General features: G+C 64.5%; 16 protein-coding genes and 1 other RNA gene. 7 read left to right on the plus strand and 10 right to left on the minus strand.

Features of this window, described 5'->3' with window-relative positions; genetic code table 11:
- Positions 1-181 precede the first annotated feature (181 nt).
- Complete coding sequence (gene ilvD / locus B0G83_RS11255) at positions 182-1855, minus strand: dihydroxy-acid dehydratase (protein WP_105507499.1); 1674 nt, start codon at positions 1853-1855, stop codon at positions 182-184.
- 185 nt (positions 1856-2040) lie between these two features.
- Between ilvD and B0G83_RS11260 the strand changes: the two genes are divergently transcribed.
- Positions 2041-3027: a LysR family transcriptional regulator gene (locus tag B0G83_RS11260; protein WP_105507500.1), complete on the plus strand. Its 987-nt coding sequence runs from the start codon at positions 2041-2043 to the stop codon at positions 3025-3027.
- Positions 3028-3169: 142 nt separating this feature from the next.
- Entirely contained in the window at positions 3170-4084 is a 915-nt protein-coding gene (lgt, locus tag B0G83_RS11265; protein WP_105507501.1) for a prolipoprotein diacylglyceryl transferase, read from the plus strand.
- A gap of 127 nt (positions 4085-4211) precedes the next feature.
- Here the strand turns inward: lgt and B0G83_RS11270 are convergent, their stop codons facing one another.
- The 5 genes from B0G83_RS11270 to B0G83_RS11290 all read right to left on the minus strand — a co-directional run bounded on the left by B0G83_RS11270 (position 4212) and on the right by B0G83_RS11290 (position 6636).
- Positions 4212-4946: an SIMPL domain-containing protein gene (locus B0G83_RS11270; protein WP_105507502.1), complete on the minus strand. Its 735-nt coding sequence runs from the start codon at positions 4944-4946 to the stop codon at positions 4212-4214.
- A 156-nt stretch (positions 4947-5102) separates the two neighbouring features.
- The gene (locus B0G83_RS11275; protein WP_105507503.1) at positions 5103-5564 is read right to left on the minus strand and encodes an EVE domain-containing protein; all 462 of its coding nucleotides are present in this window, start codon (positions 5562-5564) and stop codon (positions 5103-5105) included.
- A 93-nt stretch (positions 5565-5657) separates the two neighbouring features.
- Positions 5658-5839: non-coding RNA, 6S RNA (gene ssrS / locus B0G83_RS11280), on the minus strand.
- A 129-nt stretch (positions 5840-5968) separates the two neighbouring features.
- On the minus strand, positions 5969-6283 hold the full coding sequence (locus B0G83_RS11285) for a cell division protein ZapA (RefSeq protein WP_035552510.1): 315 nt from the start codon (positions 6281-6283) through the stop codon (positions 5969-5971).
- Positions 6280-6636 carry an ATPase gene (locus B0G83_RS11290; protein ID WP_105507504.1) on the minus strand — a complete coding sequence of 119 codons (357 nt, stop codon included), beginning with the start codon at positions 6634-6636 and terminating at the stop codon, positions 6280-6282. Before B0G83_RS11290 ends, B0G83_RS11285 begins: the two co-directional genes overlap by 4 nt.
- 542 nt (positions 6637-7178) lie before the next feature.
- On the opposite strand from B0G83_RS11290, the gene B0G83_RS11295 reads away from it, so the two are divergent.
- The 5 genes from B0G83_RS11295 (at position 7179) to cobC (ending at position 11605) form a co-directional block, all read left to right on the plus strand.
- Positions 7179-8243 (plus strand): iron ABC transporter permease, encoded by a 1065-nt coding sequence (locus tag B0G83_RS11295; RefSeq protein WP_105507505.1) that lies wholly within the window; start codon positions 7179-7181, stop codon positions 8241-8243.
- Positions 8240-9079: an ABC transporter ATP-binding protein gene (locus tag B0G83_RS11300; RefSeq protein ID WP_105507506.1), complete on the plus strand. Its 840-nt coding sequence runs from the start codon at positions 8240-8242 to the stop codon at positions 9077-9079. The genes B0G83_RS11295 and B0G83_RS11300 overlap by 4 nt, the downstream gene beginning before the upstream one ends.
- A 42-nt stretch (positions 9080-9121) precedes the next feature.
- Positions 9122-10183, plus strand: coding sequence for a nicotinate-nucleotide--dimethylbenzimidazole phosphoribosyltransferase (gene cobT / locus B0G83_RS11305; protein ID WP_105507507.1), 1062 nt, complete (start codon positions 9122-9124; stop codon positions 10181-10183).
- 61 nt (positions 10184-10244) lie between these two features.
- Positions 10245-11030, plus strand: coding sequence for an adenosylcobinamide-GDP ribazoletransferase (locus B0G83_RS11310; protein ID WP_105507698.1), 786 nt, complete (start codon positions 10245-10247; stop codon positions 11028-11030).
- Complete coding sequence (gene cobC, locus B0G83_RS11315) at positions 11015-11605, plus strand: alpha-ribazole phosphatase (RefSeq protein ID WP_105507508.1); 591 nt, start codon at positions 11015-11017, stop codon at positions 11603-11605. The genes B0G83_RS11310 and cobC overlap by 16 nt, the downstream gene beginning before the upstream one ends.
- 111 nt (positions 11606-11716) lie before the next feature.
- Here cobC and B0G83_RS11320 read toward each other — a convergent pair whose 3' ends face one another.
- From B0G83_RS11320 to cobU, 4 genes are read right to left on the minus strand one after another with little or no spacing between them, the layout of a single operon-like run.
- Positions 11717-12628: a cobalamin-binding protein gene (locus B0G83_RS11320; protein ID WP_105507509.1), complete on the minus strand. Its 912-nt coding sequence runs from the start codon at positions 12626-12628 to the stop codon at positions 11717-11719.
- Positions 12629-12679: 51 nt separating this feature from the next.
- Complete coding sequence (gene cobD, locus B0G83_RS11325) at positions 12680-13723, minus strand: threonine-phosphate decarboxylase CobD (protein ID WP_105507510.1); 1044 nt, start codon at positions 13721-13723, stop codon at positions 12680-12682.
- Positions 13716-14651: an adenosylcobinamide-phosphate synthase CbiB gene (gene cbiB / locus B0G83_RS11330; protein WP_105507511.1), complete on the minus strand. Its 936-nt coding sequence runs from the start codon at positions 14649-14651 to the stop codon at positions 13716-13718. Before cbiB ends, cobD begins: the two co-directional genes overlap by 8 nt.
- Positions 14651-15205, minus strand: coding sequence for a bifunctional adenosylcobinamide kinase/adenosylcobinamide-phosphate guanylyltransferase (gene cobU / locus B0G83_RS11335; RefSeq protein WP_105507512.1), 555 nt, complete (start codon positions 15203-15205; stop codon positions 14651-14653). The genes cbiB and cobU overlap by 1 nt, the downstream gene beginning before the upstream one ends.
- Positions 15206-15230: the final 25 nt, after the last annotated feature.

Raw genomic sequence — 15230 nt, forward strand, 5'->3', positions numbered from 1 at the left:
ATTATAAAAGGAAAGGGGCGCACGGTTTTCCGTGCGCCCCTCTGCGCTTTTACGTAGCTTATCGACCCGGCTCAGCTTGCCTGGCGTGGGCTGGGCCGCAGCCTCGAGCGCGCCTCGCAAAACTTGCCAAACGCAAGTGAGTCACGTCGAAAGCCGCGTTGCCATTCCCTTCGCTCTGGCATCACCCCGTAATCGCTCCCTTGTTGGCCGGCAACGCCAACGCCGAGTACTTCGCCAGCACACCCCGCGTGTAGCGCGGCTTCGGCTGCTGCCAGGCGGCGCGGCGACGCTGCAACTCGGCGTCGTCGATGTTCAGTTGCAGCAGCAGCTGGTGGGCGTCGATGGTGATCGAATCGCCTTCCTGCACGAACGCGATCGTGCCGCCCACGAACGCTTCCGGTGCGACGTGGCCAACCACCATGCCCCACGTGCCGCCCGAGAAACGGCCGTCGGTGATCAGGCCGACGGTCTCGCCCAGCCCCTTGCCGATAATTGCCGAGGTTGGCGCGAGCATCTCCGGCATGCCGGGGCCGCCCTTCGGACCGAGGTAGCGGAGCACCACCACGTCGCCGGCGACAATCTTGTCAGCCAGAATCGCTTCGAGCGCGCTTTGTTCGTCGTCGAACACGCGCGCCGGGCCGGTGATGACCGGGTTCTTCAGGCCGGTGATCTTGGCGACCGCGCCGTCTTCGGCCAGATTGCCCTTCAGGATCGCGAGGTGACCTTCCTTGTAGAGCGCCTTGTCGATGGGGAAAATCACCTGCTGATCGGCGCGCGGCTTGCCCGGCACATCCTTGAGTTCTTCGGCCAGCGTCTTGCCGGTGATGGTGATGCAGTCGCCGTGCAGCATGCCCGCGTCGAGCAGGATCTTCATGACTTGCGGAATGCCGCCAGCCTTATGCAGATCCGTCGCGACGTATTGGCCGGACGGCTTCAGGTTGCAGATCACCGGCACTTTCTTGCGCATGCGCTCGAAGTCTTCGATCGTCCATTCCACTTCGGCCGCATGCGCGATCGCCAGGTAGTGCAGCACGGCGTTGGTCGAGCCGCCGGTCGCCATGATCAGTGCCACGGCGTTCTCGATCGACTTTTTCGTGATGATGTCGCGCGGCTTCAGGTCCTTCTTGACGGCTTCGACCAGCACGCGCGCCGACTCCGCGGCGGAGTCGACCTTTTCGTCGTCCGGATTGGCCATGGTCGACGAATACAGCAGCGACATGCCGAGCGCCTCGAACGAAGAACTCATCGTGTTGGCGGTGTACATGCCGCCGCACGAACCCGACGACGGGCACGCGTTTCTTTCGACCCCTTCGAAATCTTCTTCCGACATGCGGCCCGCCGTGAATTCGCCGACCGCCTCGAACGACGACACGATGGTCAGGTCCACGCCCTTCCAGTTGCCCGGACGGATCGTGCCGCCATACACGTAGATGCCGGGCACGTTGGTGCGCGCGAGGCCGATCATGCCGCCCGGCATGTTCTTGTCGCAACCGCCGATCACGACCACGCCGTCCATCCATTGGCCTTGCACGCACGTCTCGATGCAGTCGGCGATTACTTCGCGCGAGACGAGCGAGTATTTCATGCCTTCGGTGCCCATCGACATGCCGTCCGAGATGGTCGGCGTGCCGAAGATCTGCGGATTCGCGTCGGCACCCTTGACCGCGGCGACGGCCGCGTCGGCCAGACGCTGCAGGCCGGAGTTGCACGGCGTGATGGTCGAGTGGCCGTTGGCGATGCCGATCATCGGCTTGTCGAAGTCTTCCTTCTTGTAGCCGAGGGCGTAGTACATGGAGCGATTCGGCGAACGCGCCACGCCTTGCGTGATGTTCTTCGAACGACGGTTGTATGCCATGGGGAACTCCAGTCTGTTTTGTTTTGGTGTGTGCCGCGTGTCCGTATTGCCGTAATGCGTTCTGGTGCGACGGGTGTCGTGCGTCAATCCAGTGTAGTTCCGACGCGTGATGCAAGGATGCGGTTTTGCAAACTGCGTGTCCAATATATTATTGATGGCCGATTAGGTCGTAAAATATATTAATTATGCTGCCCGCCATCCCCGACCTGCGCCAGTTGCGCTATTTCGTGACCGTCGCCGAAGAAAAACACTTCGGGCGCGCGGCCGTGCGTCTTTCGATGACGCAGCCGCCGTTGTCGCAAGCCATCCGCGCGCTTGAGGAGACGCTCGGCGTCGAGCTGTTCGCGCGTACCAAGCGCTCGGTCGAACTCACGCCGGTGGGCGCGGATCTATTGCCCGAGGTGCAGCGCCTGCTGGCCGGCGCCGAAGGGCTGCGGCCGCTCGCGCAGAGTCTGGCGCGCGGGGAGGCGGGGGTGTTGTCGCTGGCGTTCGTCTCGACCGCGGACTATGGGCTCATGCCATTGCTGCTGCGCGATTTCGGCGTGCGCCATCCGCGCGTGCGACTCGAACTGACCGAGGCCACCAGCGACGTGCAAGTGGACGAACTGGTGGCTGGGCGCATCGACGCGGGCCTCGTGATCGCGCCGCTGCCGTCGCGCCACGCCACGCAGTTGTCGTGGCTGCCGATTGCGCGCGAGCCGCTGATCATCGCGATGTCGACGGAGAGGGCGGCGCGCGTGGCCGAAGCCGCTGGGCATGACGTCGATCCCGAAGCCGAATGGCTCGACACGCCGATCAGCCTGCGCGACGTCGCCGACGCGCCGCTCGTGATCTTCCCAAGACGTTTGGCGCCTGGCTTTTATGACATCATTATGGATTGCTACGGCGTGGCGGGCCTCACGCCCCACATCGGTCAGGAGGCGATCCAGATGCAGACGATCGTGAGCCTCGTGTCGGCCGGCATGGGTGTCGCACTGGTGCCGCAATCGTTACGTAATCTGCGCCGCACCGGCGTGGTGTATCGTCCGCTCGTCGAGTCGGTGCCGGCGATCGAAACGGGGCTGGTCTGGCGCACGGCGGAGGTGAGTCCGGTGCTGGCGGGCTTCATCGACATCGCGCGGAAGCATGCCGCTACCGTCGAGGCGCAGCATCCCGGCGCGCGGCATGTTTAACGGCGCGGCCGCGAACGCATTGCGCGCGGGGCCGTCCAATGCATGCGCTACAGTGTGCGCGATCCCTGTGCGCGAACCGTCACTCGTGCCAGCAATCGATTAGAAAACCCGCTTCTGAACCTGAACTGCCCATAACAACACGATGCTCATTCACCCGAATTTCGACCCCGTTGCCATTCATCTGGGGCCGCTCGCTGTGCGCTGGTATGGACTGATGTACCTCGTCGCCTTTATCGCGGCGATCGTCGTCGGTCGGCTGCGGCTGCGTTTGCCGTACGTCGCCGCGCAAGGCTGGACCGCGAAAGATATCGACGACATGCTGTTTTACGGCGTGCTGGGTACGATCCTCGGCGGTCGCCTCGGCTACGTGCTGTTCTACAAAGCGAGCTTCTATTTCGCGCATCCGCTCGACATCTTCAAGGTGTGGGAAGGCGGCATGTCGTTCCACGGCGGCTTCCTCGGCGTGACGCTGGCCATGGTGCTGTTCGCGTATCAACGCAAACGCTCGTGGCTGCAAGTCACCGATTTCGTCGCGCCGATGGTGCCGACCGGGCTCGCGGCGGGGCGCCTCGGCAACTTCATCAACGGCGAGTTGTGGGGCCGCGTGACCGATCCGGCGTCGCCGTGGGCGATGATGTTTCCCGGCGCCGCACCCGACGACGCCGCGTGGCTCAGCGCGCATCCGCAACTGGCGGCGCAGTGGCATCTGAACGAAGTGTTCGCGCAATATCACATGCTGCCGCGTCATCCGTCGGAGCTGTATGAGATCGCGCTGGAAGGTATCGCGCTGTTCTTCGTGCTGATCTTCTTCTCGCGCAAACCGAAGCCGTTGGGCGCGATTTCCGCGGTGTTCCTGATCGGCTACGGCCTCGCACGCTTCACTGTGGAATTCGCCCGTGAGCCGGACGACTTCCTCGGTCTGCTGGCCATGGGTCTCTCCATGGGCCAATGGCTGTCGCTGCCGATGATCCTTGTCGGTATAGGCGTGTTGGTGTGGGCTTATCGTCGTGCGCGTCGTGCGCGTCGTGAACCGGCGCAGGCGGTCAGTACGAACTGATCGAGGCTGCGGGTTATCGTTACCCAAAAAGCGCTCCATAAAAAAGCCACGGCATGCCGTGGCTTTTTTTGCACCAGGTATCGGCTAGCGGGCCGGGCACACAAAACCGCGCCGAACCTCACGCGCATTACTTCATCTGCACCGAACCCGACACGTTGACCGTGACCGTCGACGTACCGCCTTCGATCGGCACCGGCGCCGACATCTTCGCGTCGGCGCTCATGGCGCGCGCGCTCATCATCATCATGGGGCGCGGCATCACGCCACCGTTCTGACCGACATTGACCTCGCGAATCGCATAGCCGCTGTAGCCGAATGCCTGCGCGGACGAAGCGGCTTGCTGGCGGAACGATTTGATTGCTTCGCCGGTGAGCTTCTGCTCGACGGCACGTTGCGCTTCCGGCGACAACGAGAACTGCACATTGCCGACCTGCATGATCGATGCCATTTGACCCGCGAGCTTCGATGCGGCGGCGAAGTCGTGCGATTCCAGCACGATCTCCGTGCGGCCGCGCCATGCGGAAATGCGGCCGTCACGATCGGTGGACGGATAGATCGAGAACGAACCCGTGCGGGCCGTCACGCCGCTTACGCCCTTGGCCTTTTGCAGCGCCGAATCGGCGCGCTGATTCAACGTGGCGGTCAGCGCCGACGGATCGCTCGCTTCCTGCTCAAAGAACAGCGTGATATCGACGACGTCTTGCGGGACTTCCGCACTAGCCTGGGCATTGAGCGACAGCACGCCGGCGGGCTGATACGGCGCGGCGTTTTGCGCGCGAGCCAGGGTCGGCGTGAGTGCGAGCGCGACCGGCGTAGCGCATACGAGAGCGAGAGCGAGTGCCCGTGCGGTGTTTTTCGTCATTGTTGGACTCCTTGCTTGAACAGGTTATGCACGATAAGAGCAAGCGCTGTACGGTGGCACAACGTTTGCGCGACCGTTAGGCGCCTGTAACCTAAGCTTGGTTCCCCAATTTGACAATGCCTTCACGTTTGCTTGCAACTGCGTGCGCATTACGCATCATTGCGCAAGCCGTTTGATGATGAAGCGCCACTCGGCTTCGGTCACCGGCGTGATCGACAGACGGTTGCCTCGAGCGAGTACGCGCATGTCCTTCAATTCCTCGTGCTCACGCAACGCGGCGAGCGGAATCAACGGGATCTTCTTCTTGAACACCACGTCGACGAGTAACCAGCGCGGCGTTTCCTGCGACGACTTCGGGTCGAAGTACGGGCTCTTTTTATCGAACTGCGTTGGGTCCGGATAAGCGGTCGACGAGACTTCCGCGAGCCCCGCAATACCGGGCTCGGGACAGCTCGAGTGATAGAACAGCACACCGTCGCCGACCTGCATCATGTCGCGCATGAAGTTGCGCGCCTGATAGTTGCGCACGCCGGTCCACGGCAACGTGCGATGCGCCGCGTGGGCGAGATGATCGATGCTTGCTTCGTCCGGTTCGGACTTCATTAGCCAGTAGCGCATGAATCGAATTGAACGTTAAGGGTTTGACAACACAGAGAAAACCGTGACCCAAAGAAAAACGGCACCGAACCGAAGTCCGATGCCGTTCTAAATAAGGTCCCCGCCTTAGCCGCTAGGCCGGCATCCTGAACCGGGGGTTCAGAATTGGTCGCAGTTAGCAACACTTCGGGTACATCAGACAGAGTGACGCGCACACCCGTGCTACAAATTTCCGCAACCGTGCACATGGCATTGGTTCAAGGAATATATGACCTTGGCGAACCAGGCAGGGAAGCTAAACCGATGAAGCTTAAACGATGGAACTCAAACGTTTCGCGAGTCTAGCTCGACCACTCCGTTTGAATTCGCAGCCGATCTCAGGAACGACTGCTTGGAACCTTGACGTTGCTCGATACCGCTGGTGCTTACTGCATGCTGTACTGCTGAATCACAGTACCCAGTTGTTCGTTCATTTGATGCATTGTACGCCGGATTTCTTCTGCGGGAAATGCTTCTCCGTGTCGCACGCTCGATTGCAGCTTAAGCAGTTCCGATGCCAGCGACAGGCAAGCCATGACAGCAATGCGATCCGTGCCGCGCACGTTGCTGTTATTGCGGATCTTCGACATTTCGGCGTCGACGCGTGCGACGGCCTCAAGCAGCGCGCCTTCCGTTTCCGGCGAGCAGGCGAGCCGATACGGCACGCCGAGAATCGATACTTCGATCTGCTTGGTGGTCATGCATTTTCTCCGTGGCGGGTCACGTCGCCCTGCGCTTCGACTTCATGTTGCGCGGGTTCGAGCAGATCGAGCTGGTTGTCCGGCTCGTTGTGCGCGCGCGCCCGCGGCAGTTTCTCGAGAATCGCATTCAGGCGCACCTGAGCGTCGTCGATCTTTGCGGACAGGGTGTCGCGTTCCGCTTGCAGCGCGTCGCGTTCCTCGCGCAGCAGCGCAAGTTCCGTGCGCGTGGCTTCCACCTCGGCACGTGATTGGGCGAGCTGCTCTTCGAGCGCGAGACGCGCTTCATTGTGGCGTTGGCTGATCGTGATCAGCTTGCCGATATTTTGTGAAAGTGATTCGAGTTCGGTGAGCATCTGCTGCGTCCTCTAAAGACATCGCATTTTAGCGCGGAATGTTGCAGGTTCCGACAATTGTCTCGTTTCGAGACGTAACAACATCGCTTTGTGCAGGCTTTTATCGACCTTATGATGAAAAACTACTCATGCATCGGACAATAACCCGCGCTTAACAGAACAGATCGCGCGCGGATTCACCAGTCCGGATCGTGCGTTCAAAGTTCAACCTGCGAGTTTGCCACTGCGCGTCGCGCGTGGGAAGTCGGCGCGGAAGCGGCGCACCCGCTGTTCCGATTCCGACAGGTCGAACAGTTACTATCTCGCCTTCGGCGTCACGACTTCACCATGTCACGACGTCATGAGCCGGTCCGCGCGTTTAAAGTCACGACGACGTGGTACGCGGCCACGCTAATTAGAATCCGTTGAACAGGGACCATGAAAAGGCTTATTCGTATCCAGCGCCGCGACGCGTCGCGGTCGTCGCGGTCGTCGCGTGCGTCGCGTGCGTCGCGACCGGCCAGTATCCGCCGTGACGAACCGGGCTCGCCGGAATCGCGCGAATGAACCGCCAGTCGGGTTCGATGCCCGTCACACCGCGCGTGATGAACGCGCGGCGCGCGGCCGCGATCTGGCTCGTGCTCGCGCTGATCGCGCTGGCGGTGCTGATGGCGTCGCTCGCGCTCGGCAGCGTGTCGCTCGCGCCGATGCGTGTGCTGGCAGCGCTGCTGCCTTCGCATGCGTCGACGGGAAGCTCGCTCGACACGTCGGCGGATCTGGCCGGCGAGATCGTCCGCAACCTGCGTCTGCCGCGCGCGCTCGCCGGCTTCGCGTGCGGCGCGCTGCTCGCGTTGGCCGGCGCCTTGCTGCAAGTGCTGTTGCGCAATCCGTTGGCCGAGCCGTATGTGCTGGGTGTGTCCGGCGGCGCGGCGACCTTCGCTCTCGTCGCGATGATTGCCGGTTGCGCATGGTGGATGGTCGATGCCAGCGCGTTCGCCGGCGCCTTCGTGTCGATCCTGCTGGTGCTCGGGCTCGCGCGCCGCGAGTTGTGGCGTGGCGAGCCGCAGGACACGTCGCCGCGTTTGCTGCTGACCGGCGCGGTGGTCGCCTCGGGTTGGGCCGCGTTGATCACCTTGCTGCTGAACCTTGCGCCCGACAACCGTTTGCGCGGCATGCTGTTCTGGTTGACCGGCGATCTGAACGGCGGTGCGATGCCGTGGGTTGCACTCGTCGCGCTCGTGATCGTGCTGGTGGCGATCGTGCCGGTTGCGCCGCGTCTGAATGTCTTGCTGCGCGGCGACGCGGCCGCGCAGGCATTGGGCGTCGCGGTCATGCCGCTGCGTTTGCGCGTGTATCTGGCGGCGTCGCTCGCGGCGGCCGCGGCCGTCACCACAGCGGGCACCGTCGGCTTTGTCGGGCTCGTGGTGCCGCATATGTTGCGGCTCGCGTTCGGCAACGACCAGCGCATGCTGTTGCCGGCCGCGGCGCTCGGCGGCGGCGTCGCGGTGATGGGCGCGGACCTGATCGCGCGCACGGTGATCGCGCCGGCGCAACTGCCGGTCGGCGTGATCACGTCGATTGTCGGCGTGCCGGTCTTTCTATGGATGTTGCTGCGCAAACGCCGATGACGCCATCCCACGACCTCGTTCAAGCTTCGCTCAGTGCGCAACGTCTGAGCTTGCGCGCCGGCTCGCGCACCTTGCTCGATGCCTTCACGCACACGTTCTACGCGGGCGAGATCTGGTGCGTCGCGGGGCCGAACGGCGCGGGCAAGACGACGCTGCTGTCCGCGCTCGCGGGCTTGTTGCAACCGGCGGCGGGGCACGTCGAACTGGATGGCGTGCGGGTCGCCGACTGGTCGCCATTGCCGCTAGCCCGGCGCCGTGCGCTGATGCCGCAAAGCGCCGCCGACGCCTTCAGCGCGAGCGTACTCGACATCGTGATGCTGAACCGCTTCCCGCATCTGAACGGCTGGGGTTGGGAAGCGGAAGCGGATCGCGATGCGGCGCATGCGGCGCTGGACCTGTTGGGTCTCAGCGCATTTGCCGCGCGCGACGTGTTGTCGTTGTCAGGCGGCGAACGCCAACGCGTCGCGCTGGCGGCGGTGTTGTGTCAGGACGCGCCCTTGCTGCTGCTCGACGAACCGTTGTCGCATCTCGACCTGCATCATCAGATCGACTGTCTGGAAGCGCTGGCCGCGTGGACCCGCGAGCCGCGCCGTACCGTGCTGTTTTCGTGCCATGACCTGAACCTGGCCCGCCGCTTCGCCACGCACGCGCTATTGCTCGACGGCGAGGGCGGCGCGTATGCCGGCCCCGCGCACGACGTGCTGACGCCCACGCTGACGAGCCGCGCGTTCGGCTATCCCCTGATTCTGATTCGCGACGGTGAGCACGAGGCGCTGATTCCAGCGCCGCGCGCGCGTCACGAATCGCTTGCGGTTCATGACGGACCGGCAAGCTGAGCGTTCCACCCAAACAAATATTCTCTTCTCACAGATAGACCTATGACTTCTTCGTCCCGTCTGGCCGGTTTACCCGAAGTCGCGCCGCTCGATCAATCGCTGCGGGCCGACCTGCAACACATCATCGATACCAAGACCAAGCCGCCCGGCAGTCTTGGCCGGCTCGAAACGCTCGCGCGGCAGATGGGGCTGATCCAGCGCAGCACCCATCCCACGGTGCAGCGTCCGGCGATGATCGTGTTCGCCGGCGACCACGGCATTGCCGACGAAGGCGTGAGCCCGTACCCGCAAGCGGTGACCGCGCAGATGGTCGCGAATTTTCTGGCGGGCGGCGCGGCGATCAACGCGTTGAGCCGCGTCGCGGGCATCGAACTCGAAGTGGTCAACGCGGGCATCGCGACGCCGCTGCCGTCGACTGACGGACTCGTCGACATTCCGATTGCCGCCGGCACCCGCAACTTCGCGCGCGAACCGGCGATGACGCCGCAGCAAGCGCTTGCCGCGATGCAGGCCGGCGCGGCACGCGTGCGGCATCACGCGGCGCTCGGCACCAACGTGATCGGCTTCGGCGAGATGGGGATCGCGAATACTTCGTCGGCCGCGTGTCTGATGAGCCGCCTGTGCGGCGTGCCGATCGACGAATGCGTGGGACGCGGCACCGGTCTCGACAATGCCGGCCTCGCAAAAAAACGCAACGTGCTGGCCTCGGCGCTCGCGCATCACGGTGTGTCCAGCGACCCGCTGACGGTGCTCGCCACCTTCGGCGGCTTCGAAATCGCGATGATGGCGGGCGCCTATCTCGCCGCCGCCGAAGCGCGCATGACAATTCTGGTGGATGGTTTCATCGCGACGTCGGCGTTGCTGATTGCCGATGCGCTCGCGCCGAACGTGCGCGAATATTGTGTGTTCGCGCATGCGTCGAACGAGGCGGGGCATCGTCGCATGCTCGATCATTTCGGCGGACTGCCGTTGCTGTCGCTCGACCTGCGTCTCGGCGAAGGCACCGGCGCGGCGCTCGCGGTGCCGCTGCTGCGCGCGGCGACGGCGTTCGTCAACGAGATGGCCAGCTTCGAATCGGCCGGCGTTGCGAATCGCGACGCGTGATCCGTATGAACCCGGCGATCCGACATTCGGCAACGGCGCGGCGCGTGCCCCGGAGCCCTTCATGAATCCGCTGGCGGAACTGCGCTATTTCTTCACGGCGCTCGGCTATTTCACGCGTGTGCCGGTGCCGCGCTGGGTCGGCTTCGAGCCGCACTATCTGAATGCGGCGGCGCGTTATTTTCCGCTGATCGGCACCTTGGTCGGGGGCTTGAGCGCGCTGGTCTATCTGGCCGCGCTGCACGTGTTCCCCGCCGGCGTCGCCGTGTTGCTGTCGATGGCCGCGTCGCTGCTCGTCACCGGCGCGTTTCACGAAGACGGTCTTGCCGATTGCGCCGATGCGTTCGGTGGCGCCTATACACGCGAGGACGTGCTGCGCATCATGCATGACTCGCGCATCGGCGCCTTTGGCGCCATCGCTCTCGTGATCGCCCTGGCATTGAAGTGGCAGGCGCTCGCCGCGTTGCCGCCGCTGCGCGCCGCAAGTCTGATGATTGCCGCGCACGCGGCGAGTCGCACGTGCGCGATCAGCTATCTGGCGACGCTCGACTACGTGCGCGCCGAAGGCAAGGCCAAACCGGTCGCGCAGCGGCTGAGCGGCCCGGCGTTGTTGTGTGCCGCGTTGTTTGGCTTGCCGTGGCTGTGGTGGCCGAATGGGCTCATGTGGCCCGATGCTTCTGCCTGGCGCTTCGCTGCTTCGACGCTCGTGTTACTGCTGGCGCTTCGCTTCGTCATGGGGCGATATTTCGTCAGACGCATCGGCGGCTATACCGGCGACTGTCTTGGCTTCGCGCAGCAGATCTTTGAATTGAGCATCTATCTGGTGGGGCTCGCATGGATATCGTCCTGATTCGCCATCCCGCCGTCGCGCTCGACGCGGGTGTGTGTTACGGCCATAGCGACGTGGCGCTGGCCGAAGACGCAGAGGTATCGTCCGACGCGCTCGCGTTGAAACTCGCCACCTTGCAGGTGCCCGCGCCGCGCGTGCTGATGTCGAGTCCGCTCACGCGTTGCTCGGCACTGGCCACCGAGTTAGCGAACGCGTTCGGTTGCGTGATCAGTCACGACGATCGCCTGAAGGAAATGGATTTCGGCGATTGGGAGACGCAACGCTGGGACGCGATCGACCGCGAGTTGCTCGACGCGTGGGCTGCTAACTTCGAACACGCGCGTGCGCATGGCGGTGAGAGCGTCGCGCAATTCACCACGCGCGTACGCGCCTGGCTCGATGCGTTCTCACAGACGCGCGAGTTGTCGCCCGCGTATGTGGTCACGCATGCGGGAGTGATGCGGGTGATTGCGTCGCTGGTGCTGGACGTGCAGTTGGAAGGCTGTCTGCGCTGGTCGCTGGATATGACCGGGATCGTCTGGTTGCGGCGCGATGACGAAACGCAGCAGTGGTCGTTGGTGAGGTGGAATGCGTGAGGGTGGCTTGAGCCGTGCCTGCGGTATGGGCCTTGTGCTCGTGCCGGCAGGGCGTCTCGTGCGAAGGAACGAGCGGTGGCGCCCAATGGCGCTGAGCAGCGTCTGATGGATTTACTTTGTGCCCGCCTTACGGTGCGAGCGCGCGGCTTCCAGGTCTTCGCAGAGTTGTTTCGCGCCCTGCGCGATGCGGGGCGCCGGGCGGTTGATCAGATCGCCGTCGATCGCAAACAGATTGTTGTTCGCCACCGCGGTCAGGCTCGGCCATGCGCGCCATGTGGCGAGTTGCGGCAACTGCGTGTCCGGTTGGGTCGCGCCCGGCGCTGCTGTCACGATCGCTTCGGGATTCGCCGCGAGCACGGCCTCGGTCGATACCGTCGGCACCAGCGGTTCGAGTTTCGCAAACACGTTGCGGCCGCCGCACAGCGCGATCACGTCGCTGATCATATGGTCGCCGTTGAGCGTCATCAACGGTTGATCCCACACCTGATAGAACACGCTGACAGGCGGCCGGCTCGCGTACTGCGTGCGTAACGTCGCGATGTCGCGGCGATACGCGGCCGCCGCCGCATCTGCGGTCGACGACGTGCCGAGCAATTGGCCGAGCTTCGTCAGCGATACGGCGACGTCGTCGAGACGATGCGGCTCGCTGAAGAACAAGGGCACGTGCAATTCGCGCAGACGATCGAGTTGACGCTGCGCATTGCCATGCCGCCATACGACGATCAGATCCGGCTTCAATGCGACGATGCGTTCGAGGTCGAGCGCTTTGTTGTCGCCGACGCGCGGCAGTTGTTTGGCCTCCGGCGGGTAGTCGCTGTAGGACACCGCGCCGACCATCCTTGCGCCGCCGCCCGCGGCATAGAGCAACTCGGTGACGTGCGGCGCGAGGCTGATGACGCGTTGTGCGGGAGCGGGCAGTGTGACGGTTGCGCCGGCGTCGTCGGTGACGGTGATCGCGGCGCGTGCGGACAAACTCGCGGCGCACAGCGAGAAAACCAGCAAGAAGCGGCGGAGTGGCGGCATTGATTGCGTGAGGGCGCTGAAGAGAGCGGGCTGAATCATGGATGCGCGGCGTTAACTTTCCCGAATAGCTTCGACCAGGCTTTGCTCGAAGCGAGCCCATTCCGCGTCGTTGCCGGGTAAGCCGAAACGCACGCTGCGTGAGGACGCGAAGAGTCGGGTCCACACACCGCGCCGTGCCAATGCTTCGTGTAAAGCGGGCGCGCGGGCGTCGTCGGTCCATGCAAAAAGCGGCGTGCCGCGTGTGGCCAGTCCTTGCGTGTGCAACAGTCTGGTCAGACGCTCGCTCTCGACGTCGAGTCGTGCGCGCATGTGCTGTTGCCAGGTTTCGTCGGCGAATGCGGCTTTGACTGCATGGCGAGCCGGACCGCTGACGGTCCACGCACCAAGCGTTTGTCGCAAGGCATCGAGCAATGCCGGTGCGCCGAGTACGAAACCCGCGCGGACACCGGCCAGGCCGAAAAACTTCCCCGGCGAGCGCAACACGATCAGTCCGTCGCGATGCGTATCCGCCGCGAGAGACGCCGACGGCATCGTATCGGCGAAGGCTTCGTCCACTAGCAGCGTGCCGCCCCGTGCGCTCAGTTGCGCATGCCACTGCAATAGCCTTTCGGCGTTCAGATGCCGAGCCGTCGGATTGTTCGGGTTCACGATAACCGCATGCGTGAGCGTGTCGGGCAAGGCTGCGCAGCATATGTCGAGCGGCACGACGTCATGACCGGCGCGTTCGAATGCGGGCGCGTACTCGCTGTAGGTGAGCGGCGCGACGCCGACCTGGGCGCGTGGCAGTAGCGCGGGTAGCGCGCGAATCGCGGCCTGGCTTCCTGCGACGGCAAGCACGTGGGCGGCATCGGGCGCACCGTAATAACGTGCGGCGCAGGCGGCGAAGTCGTCGCCGTCGTCGGGCAGGCGACGCCATGCGTCGGCGGGAACCGGCGGCACCGGATAGCCGTGCGGATTGATGCCCGTCGACAGATCGAGCCACCGCGCGTACGGAATGCCGTAACGTGTGGCGGCTTCGTGCAGATTGCCGCCGTGAACGGCGGGGCCGCTTGCCTCAATTGCGTGCCCTTGCACCGGATCGTTCCCGTCACGCATGAAACGGCACGCTCAACAGCGCCAGCACGATCAACATGGCGAGCCACAGAATCACCGTGCGCTCCACCAGCATCAGCGCGGCCGTCACATGCGCGGCTTTCGCGGGATGTCCGAAGCCTAGCGTCGGGCGCTGTTCGAGCGCGCCGTGATACACCGCCGGACCGCCGATCAGCACGTTCAAACTGCCCGCGCCGGCCGCCATCACCGGTCCGGCATTCGGACTGTCCCAGCGCGGCGCCTGCTCGCGCCAGCAGCGCCACGCCGTGCGCGTGTCGCCGAGCAACGCGTAACTCGCGGCGGTCAGGCGCGCGGGAATCCAGTTGAGCACGTCGTCGATGCGTGCGGCCGCCCAGCCGTAGCGCAAATAGCGCGGCGTGCGATAGCCCCACATCGCGTCCAGCGTGTTGGCGAGACGGAAGCCGAGCGCGCCGGGGCCGCCCGCAATCGCGAACCAGAAGAGCGCGCCGAAAATCGCGTCGTTACCGTTTTCGAGCGCCGATTCGACGGCGGCGCGCGATAACGCGCCTTCGTCGGCGTTGGCGGTTTCGCGCGAGACGATCCGTGCGGTCAACAGCCGCGCTTGCGCGAGGTCGCGTTGCGCGAGCGCCTGAGCGATCGGCGCGATGTGGTCGTGCAGACTGCGTGCGCCGAGTGCGAACCACAGCAACACCACATGCACCGCGCAGGCCGCGAAGAACGGCAGCACCGAGACCAGCCACCACGCGACCAGCACCGGCGGCAACACGGCCAGCGCCCACGCGAGCAAGCCCTTGAGCCGTAAGCGGCGGCCGGTGTTGTAGCGCGCCTCGAGGCGCTTGGCCCAGTGGCCGAAACCGACCAGCGGATGCGCGGTGCGCGGCTCACCGAGCCAACGGTCGACAGCGACGCCCGCGGTTGCCAGCGTGACGATCAGAGGAAGCGACAGCATCACGCGTGGCTCGCCGTTTTCAGCACGAGCGGCAAGCCCGCGACCATCATCGTGACTTGCGTGCTCAACGCGGCGATGCGCTGATTGAGCCGGCCGAGTTCATCGACGTAAAGACGCGTGGCCGCGCCGAGCGGCACGACGCCCAGGCCGATTTCGTTGCTGACCACGATGACTTTGCCGTGCGCCGCGCCGAGCGCCGTTTCGAGCGCGGCGACTTGCGCGTCATAGCGATCGAGCGACAGCGCTTCGCCTTCGGACGGACACAGCAGGTTGGCGAGCCACAGCGTCAGACAATCGATCAGCACGCAATGGCCGGGCGCGTCCGCTTGCGTGAGCGCAGCGGCGAGGTCCGCGCCGGCTTCGACCAGTTGCCAATGCGCCGGACGCCGCTCGCGATGATGCGCGATACGCGCGGCGAATTCGGCGTCGTTGCCGACGCGCGCGGTGGCGATGTAAGTGACGGGAAGGGCGCTGCGAGCGGCCAATTGCTCGGCTTGCAAGCTCTTGCCGGAACGGGCGCCGCCGAGGACGAAAGTGAGGTCGCGGGGAGTCATCGCGTGATTGTACCGGCGCGTGGAA

It is taken from the genome of Paraburkholderia sp. BL21I4N1 (assembly GCF_002973525.1).
In the GTDB taxonomy this organism is placed as follows: Bacteria; Pseudomonadota; Gammaproteobacteria; order Burkholderiales; family Burkholderiaceae; genus Paraburkholderia.

Excerpts from the sequence above, each read along its gene's own strand:
- cbiB (WP_105507511.1), bottom strand. The coding sequence starts at position 14,651 with ATGCTGTCGCTTCCTCTGATCGTCACGCTGGCAACCGCGGGCGTCGCT.
- B0G83_RS11285 (WP_035552510.1), bottom strand. The coding sequence starts at position 6,283 with ATGACCACCAAGCAGATCGAAGTATCGATTCTCGGCGTGCCGTATCGG.
- B0G83_RS11320 (WP_105507509.1), bottom strand. The coding sequence starts at position 12,628 with ATGCCGCCACTCCGCCGCTTCTTGCTGGTTTTCTCGCTGTGCGCCGCG.
- ilvD (WP_105507499.1), bottom strand. The coding sequence starts at position 1,855 with ATGGCATACAACCGTCGTTCGAAGAACATCACGCAAGGCGTGGCGCGT.
- cobT (WP_105507507.1), top strand. The coding sequence starts at position 9,122 with ATGACTTCTTCGTCCCGTCTGGCCGGTTTACCCGAAGTCGCGCCGCTC.
- B0G83_RS11295 (WP_105507505.1), top strand. The coding sequence starts at position 7,179 with ATGAACCGCCAGTCGGGTTCGATGCCCGTCACACCGCGCGTGATGAAC.
- B0G83_RS11270 (WP_105507502.1), bottom strand. The coding sequence starts at position 4,946 with ATGACGAAAAACACCGCACGGGCACTCGCTCTCGCTCTCGTATGCGCT.
- B0G83_RS11290 (WP_105507504.1), bottom strand. The coding sequence starts at position 6,636 with ATGCTCACCGAACTCGAATCACTTTCACAAAATATCGGCAAGCTGATC.
- cobU (WP_105507512.1), bottom strand. The coding sequence starts at position 15,205 with ATGACTCCCCGCGACCTCACTTTCGTCCTCGGCGGCGCCCGTTCCGGC.
- B0G83_RS11310 (WP_105507698.1), top strand. The coding sequence starts at position 10,245 with ATGAATCCGCTGGCGGAACTGCGCTATTTCTTCACGGCGCTCGGCTAT.
- B0G83_RS11275 (WP_105507503.1), bottom strand. The coding sequence starts at position 5,564 with ATGCGCTACTGGCTAATGAAGTCCGAACCGGACGAAGCAAGCATCGAT.
- lgt (WP_105507501.1), top strand. The coding sequence starts at position 3,170 with ATGCTCATTCACCCGAATTTCGACCCCGTTGCCATTCATCTGGGGCCG.
- cobD (WP_105507510.1), bottom strand. The coding sequence starts at position 13,723 with ATGCGTGACGGGAACGATCCGGTGCAAGGGCACGCAATTGAGGCAAGC.
- B0G83_RS11260 (WP_105507500.1), top strand. The coding sequence starts at position 2,041 with ATGCTGCCCGCCATCCCCGACCTGCGCCAGTTGCGCTATTTCGTGACC.
- B0G83_RS11300 (WP_105507506.1), top strand. The coding sequence starts at position 8,240 with ATGACGCCATCCCACGACCTCGTTCAAGCTTCGCTCAGTGCGCAACGT.
- cobC (WP_105507508.1), top strand. The coding sequence starts at position 11,015 with ATGGATATCGTCCTGATTCGCCATCCCGCCGTCGCGCTCGACGCGGGT.